The organism is Parapedobacter flavus, assembly GCF_035818675.1.
Classification (GTDB): Bacteria; Bacteroidota; Bacteroidia; order Sphingobacteriales; family Sphingobacteriaceae; genus Parapedobacter; species Parapedobacter flavus.
Genome location: NZ_JAYKZZ010000001.1, coordinates 454,632 through 469,892, shown reverse-complemented (window position 1 = coordinate 469,892; position 15,261 = coordinate 454,632). Strand labels below are relative to the sequence as shown.

At 49.8% G+C, this 15,261-nt stretch carries 11 protein-coding genes; 5 read left to right on the top strand and 6 right to left on the bottom strand.

Annotated features, from left to right (window positions below):
- Positions 1–71 precede the first annotated feature (71 nt).
- From U9S71_RS01940 to rhaT, 6 genes are all read right to left on the bottom strand, one after another.
- Complete coding sequence (locus U9S71_RS01940; protein ID WP_326324821.1) at positions 72–2,222, bottom strand: phosphocholine-specific phospholipase C; 2,151 nt, start codon at positions 2,220–2,222, stop codon at positions 72–74.
- Positions 2,223–2,312: 90 nt separating this feature from the next.
- Positions 2,313–3,467: an alpha-hydroxy acid oxidase gene (locus tag U9S71_RS01935; RefSeq protein ID WP_326324819.1), complete on the bottom strand. Its 1,155-nt coding sequence runs from the start codon at positions 3,465–3,467 to the stop codon at positions 2,313–2,315.
- A 60-nt stretch (positions 3,468–3,527) separates the two neighbouring features.
- On the bottom strand, positions 3,528–4,898 hold the full coding sequence (locus U9S71_RS01930) for an FGGY-family carbohydrate kinase (protein ID WP_326324818.1): 1,371 nt from the start codon (positions 4,896–4,898) through the stop codon (positions 3,528–3,530).
- Positions 4,899–6,173, bottom strand: a complete 1,275-nt coding sequence (locus tag U9S71_RS01925; protein ID WP_326324817.1) for a sugar isomerase — start codon at positions 6,171–6,173, stop codon at positions 4,899–4,901.
- 86 nt (positions 6,174–6,259) lie between these two features.
- Positions 6,260–8,386, bottom strand: coding sequence for a bifunctional aldolase/short-chain dehydrogenase (locus U9S71_RS01920; RefSeq protein ID WP_326324815.1), 2,127 nt, complete (start codon positions 8,384–8,386; stop codon positions 6,260–6,262).
- An 84-nt stretch (positions 8,387–8,470) separates the two neighbouring features.
- Positions 8,471–9,553 carry an L-rhamnose/proton symporter RhaT gene (rhaT, locus tag U9S71_RS01915; RefSeq protein WP_326324814.1) on the bottom strand — a complete coding sequence of 361 codons (1,083 nt, stop codon included), beginning with the start codon at positions 9,551–9,553 and terminating at the stop codon, positions 8,471–8,473.
- A gap of 190 nt (positions 9,554–9,743) precedes the next feature.
- On the opposite strand from rhaT, the gene U9S71_RS01910 reads away from it, so the two are divergent.
- The 5 genes from U9S71_RS01910 (at position 9,744) to ilvD (ending at position 15,186) form a co-directional block, all read left to right on the top strand.
- Positions 9,744–10,349, top strand: coding sequence for a hypothetical protein (locus U9S71_RS01910; protein WP_326324813.1), 606 nt, complete (start codon positions 9,744–9,746; stop codon positions 10,347–10,349).
- Between the two features lie 132 nt (positions 10,350–10,481).
- Positions 10,482–11,984, top strand: a complete 1,503-nt coding sequence (atpD, locus tag U9S71_RS01905; protein WP_326324811.1) for a F0F1 ATP synthase subunit beta — start codon at positions 10,482–10,484, stop codon at positions 11,982–11,984.
- A complete protein-coding gene (gene atpC, locus U9S71_RS01900; RefSeq protein WP_326324809.1) occupies positions 11,985–12,233 on the top strand; it encodes an ATP synthase F1 subunit epsilon in 249 nt (82 codons plus the stop codon). It abuts the gene before it with no gap.
- A 362-nt stretch (positions 12,234–12,595) separates the two neighbouring features.
- On the top strand, positions 12,596–13,486 hold the full coding sequence (ilvE, locus tag U9S71_RS01895; protein ID WP_326324807.1) for a branched-chain-amino-acid transaminase: 891 nt from the start codon (positions 12,596–12,598) through the stop codon (positions 13,484–13,486).
- 2 nt (positions 13,487–13,488) lie between these two features.
- Positions 13,489–15,186 carry a dihydroxy-acid dehydratase gene (ilvD, locus tag U9S71_RS01890; RefSeq protein ID WP_326324806.1) on the top strand — a complete coding sequence of 566 codons (1,698 nt, stop codon included), beginning with the start codon at positions 13,489–13,491 and terminating at the stop codon, positions 15,184–15,186.
- Positions 15,187–15,261 lie beyond the last annotated feature (75 nt).

Sequence of the window (15,261 nt, the reverse complement as noted above, 5' to 3'; positions counted from 1 at the left end):
ATCAAAAATCAATCAACTTACACACTCGTTAGTAGGCCTATTCCAGTGGTCGGGGGCTATTAAAGCAGCCTCTACAACGCTGCTGCCATGGCCGGATCACTAATGCCGTGTTCACCGGTCTCTATTCGTCCCGCGAAACGACATAAATATCCATCAGCTGTCTGTATGGAAAAGTCATACCAATTAGCGCTGTCTTTCAGTGATATATGTTTCGTCAACAACCGCCTCGCGGCAACAGACAGTTCTACCGATGCCGGGTATCCGTACGCGTTGGCGACAAGGTTTACCGGAAGTGGTGTTTGCGAATGGTGTTGCAACCGTATGGAAATACGACCTTTACGTTGGTCGTAATCTAGCTGTACCTCGGGTTCAACAGCATGAATGTTGCCGGTGAACTTACGGAAATAGCCGTTAGGCCCGTACACCTCAAGGTCGTATGACCCACCCATTTCAGCCACGCCCCACTCGTCGGTCAGCGATTTACCGGCCTCTACTGTATATCGACGCGGTATCTGCTCAAGCCGGTTCATATCGTATACATGATAGACTGCGCCCTTTACCCCTTTATTTTCGAAAACCAATCCCACCTGGTGATGCTCGCGCATGTATTGAAGCCTGCAATGCAACACATAGGGGAGCGCACGCGACAACCGAGTTCCTTTTTCTTGATAGAGCTGTGATGGCTCCTTAGGTGCCGTAGCCTTGGGTAGCGCCTTTGAAGCCGCGTCAGTCGCTTCAAATTCGGACGTTTCCGGCATACGGGGAAACTTTGGGTCGTTGGGTGTGACAAAATCAAATGCCGATGTCAAATCACTGCTCACAGCACGGTGCCAAGGAGAGATGGCCGGCACCGTTACACCAAACCGTTTCTCGATAAATTGTGCTACGGAGGTGTGATCGGCGACCCCCGAGTCTACCCATCCCCCTTTGCTCCACGGCGACAGGATGTACATCGGCACCCGGGGGCCCATGCCCCAGGGGCGCAAGTTGCCCGAAATGGTATCCCGCTTGTCGGTATAAACACGATCTGCCTCCGTGTCCTCAAGGTTATCCTTATCATTGTGAAAATACATGCCGGCCACATCGATTGTTGACTTGCCAGCGAGGGTGTTATCAAGGTTATAAGAGGGTACCGCAGGTGCGGGTACGTGATCAAAAAGGCCATCGTTCTCATCAAAGGTGAGAAAGAAAGCGGTCTTACTCCATACGTCGGGATTGGCCGTGATCGCCGAAAGTACTTCATGGGTGAAGTCGGCTGCTCGGTAAGGGCTAGACGGTGCCCCTGGGTGTTCCGAATTGCTTTGCGACGGTAAAACCCAGCTCACTTGCGGCAGCGTCCCGTTCTTCACGTCATTGGTGAGATCTTCTATCGACCAATGGCGCATTCCATTCTCATAAATAGGTGATCCCGGCTTGGCGTTACGAAAGCTCTCGAATGCCAGGCAACCATGCATCGCCCCCGTCCAATTGTCGTTCGGATCCTGATAAACACGCCAGCTTACGCCCGCCTCTTGCAATACATCGGGAATCGTGGGCCAAGTGAACGCGTTCCCCTGGTAGGTGTAACCCGGCTCCGGCATATGGCCTTTGATCCAGCAACGCAGGTTGACCGGCTCAGCGTCGGCATCGGTACAATTGATGCCCGCCGCCCGCTTTTCGGGATCGCATACCGAACCGGACCAAAACACAATCCGATTGGGGTCGGTGCCTGTGGCTACGGAGCAGTGATAAGCATCGCAGATGGTAAAATATTCGGCCATGGCATATTGGAACGGGATTTCCTCTCGCGTATAATAGGCCATGGAATACGGGGTCTTGAACAGCGGCCAAAACCCATATTTCCCTTGATTCCAAGCAGCCTGTGTATCGGGAAAATTGTGGGGGGTCCCATTGATCAATGCGGCATTCGAGGTGTTTTTATTTGCCCGATAGGGAGGCACAACCTGCTTTCCGTCGGATTGGTGGAAAGCCCGCTGACCACTGGCCAATGGAACAGGGAACCGATCGCCAAACCCTCGCACACCCCGCATGGCACCAAAATAATGATCGAAGGAACGATTCTCCTGCATAAGGATGACAATGTGCTCCACATCGTTGATAGACCGAGTGGCGTTATGCGCTTCCACGGCTAGTGCCCGCTGCAACAACGGCTCCCATACCGCGGCGGTAAGTCCGGCAGCGGCAGATAGTTTGATGAAATCTCTCCGATGTAGTTTTCGCATGATTGTCTCCTTTTCAATGGTTCACTATAGCATAATATACAAGTATAGATGGCTCATACCGCGTAAACCCTAAAAAGGCCCGACCAGTGGCTAAGCCAATGTTCCTGGAAAGTCACCTATTTTCTCACAGCACACCTGCTCCATGACTTGCTTCAGCTGGGCTTTGAGTAGGGCAATGGTATGGTCCCCTCCGCGTTGGCCCAGTGCGGAAACGCCGTACATAAATGGCCGCCCCATAAACGTAAAGTCTGCACCATAGGCCAACGAACGGCCAATATCCGGACCGGAACGCAAGCCGCTGTCAATCATTACCTTTATCTGATTACCATATTTCTCCACCAAGCCTTTCAGGGGTTTGATGGTCGACTCGCCAGCATCGATTTGCCGGCCACCATGGTTAGATACAATCACACCATCTGCCCCCAAGCTTATGCTGGCTTCCATGTCTTCGTCGCACACAACCCCCTTGACAACCAATTTGCCTTTCCATAGGTCCCGGATAGCTTTCACCTTATCTACGTCTACCCGGCCCGTGAAGGTGGCGTTCATGAACTTACCCAACTGGCTAAGGTTGAGGTTTTTGTCCATATAGGGCTTCAACGTGGCGAACTCAGGAATTCCCACCCGGAGGGTCTCAAACGCCCAAGCGGGCCGTATAGCAGCTTGCAGGAAGTTATTGATCGTTATCTTTGGCGGCATGGAAAGACCTGCCTTAATTTCGCGGTAACGCATGCCGAACGACGGTACGTCGACCAACACGACCAAAACTGGGCATTGCACAGCTTCCAGGCGGCGAAGGATATCGTCGCGGAGCCTGTTTTCAGTAGGGTGGTACAGCTGGAACCAAAATTGAGATTCCGAGACTTCGGCAATACGTTCAATGCTGCTCGTAGATACGGTGCTCAAAATATAAGGTACATTGTGCTTCAATGCAGCTTTGGCCAATATCTCGGGAGCGTTTGGCCACATCAGCCCTTGTAGGCCGATGGGGGATATGCCAAAAGGGGCATCGTATACGTGCCCGAACAATTCGGCCCGCATATCTAACCCATGATGTTTTTTGAGGTACCGAGGGATGAGCTGTATATCGCGGAAATCCGCTTCATTACGCCACAGATTCACTTCGTCGTTACATCCCCCTTCGAGGTAGTCAAACGCAAACTTGGGAATCCGCCCTTTCGCTTTCCTTTTCAGGTCTTGGACTGATGGGTATTTGGGGTTGTATTTCAGTAGCTCAGGATTCATTGCTTTTCTTTGTTTTCATGCGAAAAAATATTCTCCAACGGACTCATGTCACCTGAGGGATCAGGTTTCATTCGAATGTGCGTAAAAACGCAGTTCTATCAAGTCATTCGGCAACGGCTGTTTATTCCATGCCGTGTGGATAGCCAGCGCCGCACCTACCGCCGTTGCTTGGGCCATGGAAGCGGCAAAGACCTCCATTTTCGGAAATGCATTGGCCAGTAAATTCATGAAGATGGCATTCTTGCTGAACCCACCATCCACAAAAATACGCTTCACATCGGAACCTTTTATGGCCAGTCCCGTCGAAATCACCTGCAGGTCGACCAAGTCCATCATCAGCCGATGGTAGGCTTCCTCGTATGAGGCATAGTCTGACAGGTTGCGTTGGGTGAAGGCAGACACTTTACTTCCGATAGGCACCGGGCCTGAAGTCTCCCTCCGCAGTTTGGCCACGGTAAGTGGATTATACGCCATATTGCGGTAGCGGCTGGTAGGCTGGCCAAAGTGTTCCGCAATACGCTTCACTTGCTGCTCGTGCTCATAGCCGGCAAAAAGGCGCGACGCTTTCACCGGGGTACCTTGGTACTGCATATAGCAAAGGCAATCAGCGTCTAATTCTGCCTTGGTAAGAGGCGTATGGTTAAACGGGTTGAGGCTGATGCACCACGTTCCTGTTGATATCAACACAAACGGCTCATGGAAACTCACGAGGTAGGGTATCAGGGCCGCCGAACTATCGTGTAATCCTACTCCTACTCCGTATCCGTTTCCCGGGAACGAGGCCGGAAAGATGTCGTCGCCCGCTACGATTGGTGCAAGTTTCTCATCAAGGCCTTCGCTACGTACCCACTCATGATAGTCGTTTTTGCCGAAATCCCAAAGCTGCGTGTGGCAGCCGATACTCGTCATGTCGGAGTACATACGACCAGACACCAGGAAGCTAAGGTATTGCGGCAAATGCAGGGCATAGCGTATCTGTTCGAAAAGGGCTGGATTTTCATATTTTACCCGATAGAGCTGCATACCCGAATTGAGACTTCCCAATACAGGCGAGGCGGTAGCGTATGCTACTTTTTCCTCGCCGCCGTAGGTTTCGTAAAAATGCTGCTGCAGTTGCTCCGGGTAGGGCTTCAAGTAATTATACAAGGGTGCGAGCGGCTTCCCATTCTCATCGACATACACCAAACTGGCTCCATACGCCGCAAAATTAATCGCCCGTACATCAAATTCCGGCCTCCGGAACACCTCATGTAGAGAGTCGAACACCGATAAACGCAGACTTTCCAGGTTCTCACATGGATCACCATCTTCGTCTTCCGTTTCGGTAAACCGCGCCGACCGCTCGAACACGATTTTATAGCGCTCATCGAATAGAAAGAGCTTTTTGTTGGTTTTGCCAACGTCGAATATCGCTATGACTTGCTTCTTCATCTACAACCCCGTCGCTACCGTCTTCGCTCCCCTTTCCTTGATCAACTCGTTCCGCACATTCAATTCCCTGTAAAGTTCAATCGGATTCAATGCGGCACCCGCGCGCAATCGTGCTTCGGCCACTAACGGACGTACATCTGTACGGAATGCCTGTTGCAACACTTCCTGCGCCCGAGCCACATCATTAGCAGCCTGGGCCGCACGCAGTGCGGCTCGATCGATAAGCAATGCCTGCGCATACGCAATCAAAATCGCCTCTACCGATTGAATCAAGTCTTCCAATGGATCTTTCAAATTGTGCGAAGCGTCAATCATCCATCCTAAATCTTTTGTATGGTCCATACCACGTGCATCCATCCCCTCCACCAGTGCGCTGAATATCAGGAATAGTTGGTAAGGTTTGATGCTCCCTGTGGTAAGATCGTCATCACCATATTTGGAATCGTTGAAATGAAAGCCACCAAGTTTACCCTCCATCAACAACAAAGAGACAATCTGCTCAATGTTGGCATTCGGCAGGTGGTGACCCAAATCGACCAACGTATACGCTTTGTCGCCCAACTTGCTGGCATAAAGCAGCGATTGGCCCCAATCGCCCACTGTTGTCGAATAAAAGTTGGGCTCATATGCTTTATACTCTACAAAAATCTTCCAATCGGAAGGCAACGCCGCATACACCTCCTGCAAACTTTCCAAAGTGTTTTGGAACGCTTGGCGGAAATTGAGTTGCCCCGGAAAACTGGAACCGTCGGCCAGCCATACCGTCAACGATTTCGATCCCAGCTCGACACCATGTTTGATGACTTCGATATTGTGATCGATCGCTTGCTTGCGCACCGCGCGATCCACATGCTGCATGGAGCCGAATTTGTAACTGTGTGCTTGGTCAGGTTGGTCCTGGAACGTATTGGAATTCATGGCATCAAACGCCAATCCATGCTGGCTGGCGAGTGTACGGATCGCCTCGTAATCTTCTGGGATATCCCAAGGAATATGTAGCGAAATGGCACCACTCGACTGGTTAAGAGCGTGCAACAGCCCGATATCTGCAATTTTTTCTTCCAAATTTCTCGGTTCGCCTCCGCCGGAGAAACGGCCAAAGCGTGTACCTCCCGTGCCTAATGCCCAGCTCGGTATAGCCACTTGGAAGTCCACTAATTTGTTTACTATATCTACTACGTTGGGTAGCTCGTCCACCAACCGTTCAAACCGGCGTTGCTGCGCCGCTTCCAACCGTTGATTATGTTCCGCTACTTGATTTTTATCGATATTCATAATAATTTCTTAACAAAAGTAAGCAGAATCGTCAACCCATTGCTCCGTGGATCAATTGAGCTGACCATTCTGCAAAAAAAAGATAATTAACGTACAAATGCCATGGCCACACCCCCGTCTACGTTCAACACGTTGCCGGTCGATTTATTCAACAGACCACCAGCAAACGCGAAACATGCATTAGCGATATCGTCTGGGAGAATGATTTCGTTGAGCAGTGTACGCTTTGCATAGTATGCGGGCAATTCTGCCACCGTAACACCATAGGCTTTAGCGCGGCCTTCGGCCCACCCGCCAGCCCAGATATTGCTGTCGCTAATCACGGCGTCGGGATTAACCACATTCACACGAATACCATCGGCACCGAGTTCAGCAGCATTTAGTCTGCTCAAGTGCAGCTGGGCTGCCTTGGCCGAGCCGTAACCGGCGTTATTTGGACCGCTTACCAGCGCATTCTTGCTAACGATATTGATGATATCGCCACCGATTGCCTGTTTCTTCAACACAGTAACTGCCGCTTGCGTTACTAAGAATTGTCCTTTAACTAATACGTCATACAACAAATCCCAATCCTTTTGCGTGTGGTCTTCGATTGATTTCGATATCGAAAGGCCGGCATTGTTTACGACAATATCGACGCCACCGAACGCCAGTGCCGCCTCATCAAAGGCCTGGTGTATCTGGTCTGCATTCGTTACGTCCAATAGTGCCGTAGCATAGGCGTCTTTGCCGAAAGTCTCGTGAAACTCGTTAGCTGCCTCTTCCAAACGTGTCGCGTTGAGGTCGTTAAGCACAACAACAGCTCCCTCCTGCACAAACTTTTTGGCGATGGCTTTGCCGATACCGCCGGCGCTTCCTGTAATCAAGGCGATCTTCCCCGAAAGCGGCTTTGGCTTGGGCATACGTTGCAACTTCGCTTCTTCCAACAGCCAATATTCAATATCAAACGCTTCCTGCCGCGGTAGCGAGGTATATTCGGATATGGCCTCAGCGCCTTTCATCACATTGATCGCATTGGTATAAAATTCGGCGGCCACGCGGGCTGTCTGTTTATCTTTCGAAAACGAAAACATACCAATACCCGGATAAAGGATGATCACCGGATTAGGGTCGCGCATCGCCGGACTATTGGGGTGCTTACACGTTTCATAGTAATCGTTGTACATCGCCCGATAAGCTTCAAATGCCGGTTCAAGCCGGGCTTTAAGTTCAGTTGCATCCGACAAGTCAGCATCGGGAGCCAAATCAAGCACCAACGGACTGATTTTGGTACGCAAAAAGTGGTCCGGGCAGCTGGTACCCAAGGGGGCCAAACGATCGAGGTCATTGGAGTTGATAAATTCAAGTACCCGGGGATCATCCGTAAAATGCCCCACCATACGCCGCTCGGACGAACAGAACCCACGAAGGACGGGCGCCAACGCCGCCGCTTGCTTTTTTCGAGCATCCACGTTGACATCCACAACCTTGGCACCACCGAATACCGGGCGCTTCTTACCATAGTTTGCTTCCAGGTATTCAGCACAACGCTCGATGACGGTCAGCGTATTTACATAACTCTCATACGCAGTGTCGCCCCAGGTAAACAAACCGTGCGAGCCCAGCATGATACCCCGTATACCGGGGTTTTCATCAAGGCATTGTTTTAGTTGCAACCCCAGATCGAATCCTGGACGTTGCCATTCTACCCAACCAATCTCGCCATTAAACAACTCTTGGGTGATCCGCTTTCCATCTTTCGCGGCGGCAATGGCTATTGCGGCATCGGGGTGTAGATGATCAATATGCTTAAATGGCAAGAAACCATGCAAGGGTGTATCTATGGATGGCGCCTTAGACTGCAGATCATAAATACAATGGTTGAAAAGTTCTACCATTTCATCTTCATGTTCGATGCCACGGTACACGTCTTTGAGGCTCCTTAAACGGTCGACATAAAGCGCCGCAAGGCCACTACGCGTGAGCGTGCCGATATCGCCGCCCGAACCCTTGATCCACATCACCTCTGTTTCGGAACCTGTAAGCGGATCTTTGGCAACAGCCTTACAAGAGGTGTTGCCACCACCGTAATTCGTAAGGCGCAAATCTGCCCCCAATAAGTTGGACCGGTAGAGCAAAAGTGCAACCTCGTCACCCTCCAGTTCAGCGGCCTTCGCGTGATCCCACAAATAACTCACATGCTTGAATGTGTCTTTCTCAATAATATTTGACATCTTATTTATTGTTTATTCGTTTTCGTATTATTCTTTTCGTGTGTTCTCTTTTTTCCATTTTGCTGCTGCAAACCCTTATCGGACTTATGTATCCAGCGTCCGCGCGAAGCCTACCAATAGAATGGAAAGGATAATCGTAGCGATACCGCCGATAATGGTGGAGTAGGTCTTTTTACTGACGCCCTTCCATTCCTTCAGGATAACACCCCAAGCATTGGCGATCAGGATAATAAATGCCATGTGCAGAATCCAAGAACTGGCCCCGTTGCCCAGTCGACTCTCCCCCATCCCATAAAAGAAAAACTGCAGGTACCACGTAGTGCCAGCTAATGCACAGAACAAGATATTGCGCGCGATTGGTGTTTTGGTGTTTATATAATCGCCAAAGGTATTGTTACGTGCATTCAGGAACATGCACCATAAAAAATTAGTAGTCAGGCCGCCCCATAGGATAACCACATAGGTAACGTTGTTTTGGAACAAAAACTCACCCTCCCCCGGATTGGCAGCTTTCCAAAGATCATTGGCTACATTAGCCATTGGTTTACCCGCTTCCAGCCCAAAGTTGAAACATGCACTGAGTATACCCGAAACGATACCGACAATCAAGCCCAAGCCAAACTTATAATCCTTATTCCCACTGGCATCGCCTGCGCCCGCTGTCAACTCCCTCTCCTTCAGCACACCCGCTTTACCACACAGATAAATACCAAATACGCAAACTGCCAAGCCGATTAAAACCGCGCGGCCGGAATTCGTGGTGAAAAACAAATCGATGGTTTCCTTTCCTTCGCTGCCCGTAAAGTAATAGTAGATAGATGGCATCAACGAACCGAATACCATAGACAGCCCCAAAATGATGCTGCTGCCCAGCGACACGCCCAGGTACCGTACACCCAACCCATAGGTGAGGCCACCAACCCCCCACAGCAAGCCAAACAGGAACGAATAGCCTAGTGTGCTGCTATCGGCCTGCCGGATGATATCGGCAAAACCGGGAATGGTAATGTAGGCAGCCAATGGCGGAACGATAAGCCACGAAAACAATCCACCCACGATCCAGAAGGTTTCCCACGCCCAACCTTTCACCTTTTTATAAGGCACATAAAAACTACCGGAGGCAAACCCGCCAACGAAATGAAAAAATACTCCTGCTAGTGCTTGCATATCAATACGGTTAAATTTTCGGTCATTTAGCTATAAAAACAGCGCAAGATAGAAAACATGAAAACACGAACTGTTATGGGCTGTCATGATTGACGAAGGTCGACTGACTTTTTGTGGATTGGATTTTCATTTAGACAATAAAACCCGTAATATCGTGTTCTTAAAATAAAAAATAATATAATAGACGAACATGAGAAACTCTACAATCCTTGCGATTTTAATTGCTGTCTTTTCAACTGGCAACGTTTTTGGCCAAAGTACAACGACGCGTACACCTCCGAAAGGCTCGCTCACTAGTGGTACCATCGATAGTCAATTCGTTTACCTTTATGCAATTTCACGGACACAGAATGGCATGGAACATGTTCGTCGGGCTAATCTCGAGCAAATCCGGAAAAATGTCACCGACTCCATCCGTACGTTAACCAAGGAAATAACAGACTTAAAGGCGAAAGACGGTAGTCAGCTTGCCGCGGTAGATGCGCTTACCGATTCGCTCGGGCTCATACAGGAATCGCTCCAAAAGGCCCAACGCGAGAAAGATAGTTTCTCCTTTATTGGCATCTCCCTGCAAAAGTCGACCTATAGCTTAATCATGTGGGGAATTGTACTGTTATTAGCCGTCGCATTGACCACCTTCATCTACCGGTTCAACCAGAGCCATGTGGTGACACGGGACACCAAAAAAGCGATCGACGATCTCCAAGAAGAATTCGACCAACATCGGAAAAAGGCCATGGAGAAGGAGCAAAGGCTGAAGCGTCAGTTACAGGACGAAATCAATAAACGGTTATAACAATAAGTAGTCGAATAATTGTTTGAATTAATATTTGCTTTTAATTCTTTAAAGCGTATTTTTGCAGACCAAAATTAAGGCGCATAATTGGCCTTTATTAGATTGGTTTATAAAATTTTAGTTCCTGATAGTATGTCCAATATTGGAAAAATTGCCCAAATCATCGGCCCAGTGGTCGACGTTAGTTTCTCTGAAAACGCCAAGCTTCCGAAAATTTACGATGCGTTGGAAATCGAGAAGGAGAATGGTCAGCGTATTGTTCTAGAGGTACAGCAGCATTTGGGTGAGGAGCGCGTGCGCACCATCGCCATGGATGCCACCGAAGGTCTTATGCGCGGAATGAAGGTGGTTGACACAGGAGCCCCCATCAAAATGCCAACTGGCGAAAGTATCAAAGGACGGGTATTCAACGTGGTAGGTGATGCTATTGACGGTATTCAGGAACTCGACAAATCCGCTGGCCGTAGCATCCACAACGACCCCCCAAAATTTGAGGACCTTTCTACAGAAAGCGAAGTGCTGCTTACGGGCATTAAAGTAATTGACCTCTTGGAGCCCTATGCAAAGGGTGGCAAGATTGGCTTGTTCGGAGGTGCCGGCGTTGGGAAAACCGTATTGATCCAGGAATTGATTAACAATATTGCCAAGGCATACGCCGGCCTTTCCGTATTTGCGGGTGTCGGCGAACGTACCCGCGAAGGGAATGACCTACTCCGTGAAATGCTGGAATCAGGCATCATCAAATATGGTGATGAGTTTTTGGAAGGCATGGAAAAAGGCGAATGGCCGTTGGATAAGGTGAATACCGAAGAAATGAAGGATTCCAAGGCGACCTTTGTATTCGGACAAATGAACGAGCCTCCGGGAGCACGTGCTCGAGTAGCACTCTCTGGACTGACAATCGCTGAATATTTCCGCGATGGCGACGGTGAAGGCGCAGGCCGAGACATTCTTTTCTTCATCGACAATATCTTCCGGTTTACACAAGCAGGTTCGGAAGTGTCAGCACTCTTGGGCCGGATGCCGTCGGCAGTTGGTTACCAACCGACGTTGGCTACCGAAATGGGGCTCATGCAGGAACGTATCACATCCACCAAACGCGGCTCCATCACATCGGTACAGGCTGTATACGTACCTGCCGATGACTTGACAGACCCTGCACCGGCAACAACGTTTGCCCATTTGGATGCAACTACTGTTCTCTCCCGTAAAATCGCCGAGCTAGGCATTTATCCAGCAGTAGATCCCCTGGATTCGACCTCACGGATTTTGAGCCCTGCCATTTTGGGAGATGAGCACTACAATACCGCACAACGTGTGAAGGAAATCCTTCAGCGCTATAAAGAACTGCAAGACATCATCGCCATTCTCGGTATGGATGAACTGTCTGAAGAGGATAAATTGGTTGTTGCACGCGCCCGTCGCGTTCAGCGCTTTCTGTCACAACCATTCCACGTAGCCGAACAATTCACCGGCCTGAAAGGGGTACTGGTAGACCTCAAAGAAACCATCAAAGGGTTTAACATGATCATCGATGGCGAAGTGGACGAATATCCCGAAGCAGCCTTTAATTTAGTGGGCACCATTGAAGACGCAATCGAAAAAGGCAAGAAATTACTCGCTGAAGCTGTATAAATGAAACTTACAATCCTCACCCCAGACCAACCTGTTTTTGAAGGCGATATCACATCGGTAACCGTACCCGGTACCGCCGGCGCTTTTGAAGTGCTGGAAAACCACGCTCCACTCGTATCTACATTGGAACGCGGCAAGGTTATCGTCCGCACTGGAAAAGGGGAAGATATTTTTAATATTATCGGCGGCGTAGTGGAGGTGGTCCACAACAACGTCACTGTACTTGCTGAAGGGATAAAGGAACCGTAAAAAACAATAAAGAAAAAAAGCGATGAGCCCCTCGGTAAATACACTGCCGAGGGGCTTGCTTTTTTAAAACTTTTTCGGCGGTCAGACCGATTTTACGCAGAATTTCATATTGAGACCACCCAGATGTAAAAAATGGACCGAATACCGAAAATGGATTCGGTATACATTAGTCGGATTTTTACACTATAAAATCATGAATTCATGAAAAAATATTTTGGTTTTTATTGAAAAACAAAATAATGTTCTGTTTCAAAAAATAAGCATTTGCTATTGCCTATAATGAATAAAGGTTTTACCTTGATGAAGTCGAATATCAAGGCGTCTGACAAGCGTGGATATGGATAAAATTTGGTCGAGGAATAATGAAGCACTTCGATAAAAATGCATGGATTTATTTGGACGGTCGGTTTGTCAAAGCCGACACCGTAGGGGCAGACCTGTTCAGCCAGTCGGTACACTATGGGTTGTCGGCTATCGAAGGAATCCGCGCATACAACACCCACAATGGCACGCGCCTGTTCAAGGCCGAACAGCATTACGATCGTCTCCGTTGCTCTTGTGAAGAGGTTGGCATCGAATTCCAATGGGATACCGATACGTTGGTAGACAAGACGTATGAATTGCTCGAAAAAAACAACCTACGGAGCGCATACGTCCGGCCATTGGTGACCACCGGGCGCAACATGTACCTTACACCGTCTACGGATTCCAGCATAGTCATCGCCGCTTGGGAGTGGGGGCCATTTTTAGGCGCAGGCCTTATCCGGACTACCCTGTCTCCATATCGACGACCATCGCCCCAATCCGTACCCATGACGGCTAAGGTGTCGGGCCAATATGTATCTTCCATCTTAGCAACGACCGAGGCCACGAAACGGGGGTTTGACGAGGCTATCCTATTGGACGAAGATGGGTATGTTGCACAGGCATCGAGCAACAACTTATTCATAGAAAAGGATGGCACTTTATTTACACCGGCATCCGGCCACATCTTCCCGGGAATCACGAGACAGGCGGTCATCGAACTCGCGGGCGTGTTCCATATCGACGTAAAGGAAAAACAGCTGACGCCCGACGAACTGAAAGCGGCCGACAGTGCATTCCTCACCGGTACCGCAACCGGTATTGTCGGTATTGCAGCGGTGGATGGCGTAACGTTCCCCGAAGCCTGGAGTGATACATTAGGCGCAACCATACAACGCGCATACAAGAATTTAACATTAGAAAAAGAGAATTACGAAGTGATCATATAATTATGCTAACTAATCAAACAACAAAACTAAACAAATACAGCAAGGTATTTACGCAAGACAAGACCCAGCCAGCAGCCCAAGCCATGCTCTATGGCATCGGTCTGACGGACGATGATATGCAGAAAGCACAAGTCGGCATCGCCAGCATGGGCTACGACGGAAATACGTGCAACATGCACCTCAACGACCTCGCCCAGGTAGTGAAGGAAGGCGTATGGGGGAATGACCTCGTAGGCCTTGTGTTCAACACCATTGGTGTGAGCGACGGTATGAGTAACGGCACGGATGGCATGCGGTACTCGCTGGTGAGCCGTGATATCATCGCCGATAGCATCGAAGCCATCTGTGGAGGGCAATATTACGATGGTGTCATCACCATCCCCGGCTGCGACAAAAACATGCCCGGATCCATTATGGCCATGGCCCGACTCGACCGCCCATCTATCATGGTGTACGGTGGCACCATCGCCCCGGGCCACTATAAAGGACAGGACCTGAACATCGTATCTGCTTTCGAGGCACTTGGGCAAAAAATAGCAGGCGAACTCACGGATGAAGATTTCCTCGGCATTGTCAAACACACCTGCCCTGGCGCAGGCGCCTGCGGCGGCATGTATACCGCGAACACCATGGCCGCTGCCATCGAAGCACTCGGCATGAGCCTCCCCTATTCGTCTTCTAATCCCGCCGTAAGCGAGGAGAAAAAACAAGAATGCCGCGAAGCCGGTAAATATATCCGTATCCTACTCGAGCGGGACATCAAGCCGTCGGATATCATGACCCGCGACGCATTCGAAAATGCACTGCGTGTCATTATTATCCTCGGTGGCAGCACCAATGCCGTGCTCCATTTCATCGCTATCGGTAAAAGTGTGGGCATCAACATTACCCAGGATGATTTCCAGCGGATGAGTGATACCACTCCGGTATTGGCCGACTTCAAGCCGAGTGGAAAATACCTGATGCAAGACCTCTACAACTATGGCGGTGTACCTGCCGTGATGAAATACCTGCTTAATGAAGGGCTGTTGCATGGCGATTGCTTGACCGTGACCGGGCAAACCCTGGCAGAAAACCTGTCGAACGTTACGCCTATCAACGAAATGGACCAGCCGATCGTGCGTACGCTCGACCAGCCGATCAAACCAACAGGGCATCTTCAAATCCTGTACGGCAACCTTGCTGAAAAAGGCAGTGTCGCCAAGATTTCGGGAAAAGAAGGAGAGCGTTTCGAAGGCCCCGCACGTGTATTTGACGGCGAGAAAGACCTGATTGCCGGTCTGGCATCGGGACGGGTGAAGCCCGGGGATGTGGTCGTCATTCAAAATGAAGGCCCAAAAGGCGCGCCGGGCATGCCGGAAATGCTGAAACCCACATCAGCCATCATTGGAGCCGGCTTGGGCAAAAACGTGGCACTGATTACCGATGGCCGCTTCAGCGGCGGCACCCACGGATTTGTGGTAGGCCATATCACGCCCGAAGCCTACGAAGGCGGGCTAATTGGGTTGGTTGAGGACGATGACACCATTATTATCGATGCGGTCAACAACACCATCAACCTGATGGTAGCCGACGATATCATCGCGGAACGCCGAGCCAAATGGGAAAAACCCGCTTTGAAAGTAACAAAAGGTGTACTTTATAAATACGCGAAGACGGTAGCCGACGCGGCTTCCGGCTGCGTAACGGATGAATGTTAATTTCAAATCGTAATCGTTAGTCATTAGTCGAAAGACAGTAAGCTTTAGGTATAAAACCTAGAACAAAACGCAAAA

What these genes read in the sequence shown, in the direction of transcription:
- ilvD (WP_326324806.1), top strand. Translation starts at nt 13,489, where the DNA reads ATGCTAACTAATCAAACAACAAAACTAAACAAATACAGCAAGGTATTT.
- U9S71_RS01925 (WP_326324817.1), bottom strand. Translation starts at nt 6,173, where the DNA reads ATGAATATCGATAAAAATCAAGTAGCGGAACATAATCAACGGTTGGAA.
- U9S71_RS01920 (WP_326324815.1), bottom strand. Translation starts at nt 8,386, where the DNA reads ATGTCAAATATTATTGAGAAAGACACATTCAAGCATGTGAGTTATTTG.
- atpD (WP_326324811.1), top strand. Translation starts at nt 10,482, where the DNA reads ATGTCCAATATTGGAAAAATTGCCCAAATCATCGGCCCAGTGGTCGAC.
- U9S71_RS01910 (WP_326324813.1), top strand. Translation starts at nt 9,744, where the DNA reads ATGAGAAACTCTACAATCCTTGCGATTTTAATTGCTGTCTTTTCAACT.
- U9S71_RS01940 (WP_326324821.1), bottom strand. Translation starts at nt 2,222, where the DNA reads ATGCGAAAACTACATCGGAGAGATTTCATCAAACTATCTGCCGCTGCC.
- U9S71_RS01930 (WP_326324818.1), bottom strand. Translation starts at nt 4,898, where the DNA reads ATGAAGAAGCAAGTCATAGCGATATTCGACGTTGGCAAAACCAACAAA.
- ilvE (WP_326324807.1), top strand. Translation starts at nt 12,596, where the DNA reads ATGAAGCACTTCGATAAAAATGCATGGATTTATTTGGACGGTCGGTTT.
- rhaT (WP_326324814.1), bottom strand. Translation starts at nt 9,553, where the DNA reads ATGCAAGCACTAGCAGGAGTATTTTTTCATTTCGTTGGCGGGTTTGCC.
- U9S71_RS01935 (WP_326324819.1), bottom strand. Translation starts at nt 3,467, where the DNA reads ATGAATCCTGAGCTACTGAAATACAACCCCAAATACCCATCAGTCCAA.
- atpC (WP_326324809.1), top strand. Translation starts at nt 11,985, where the DNA reads ATGAAACTTACAATCCTCACCCCAGACCAACCTGTTTTTGAAGGCGAT.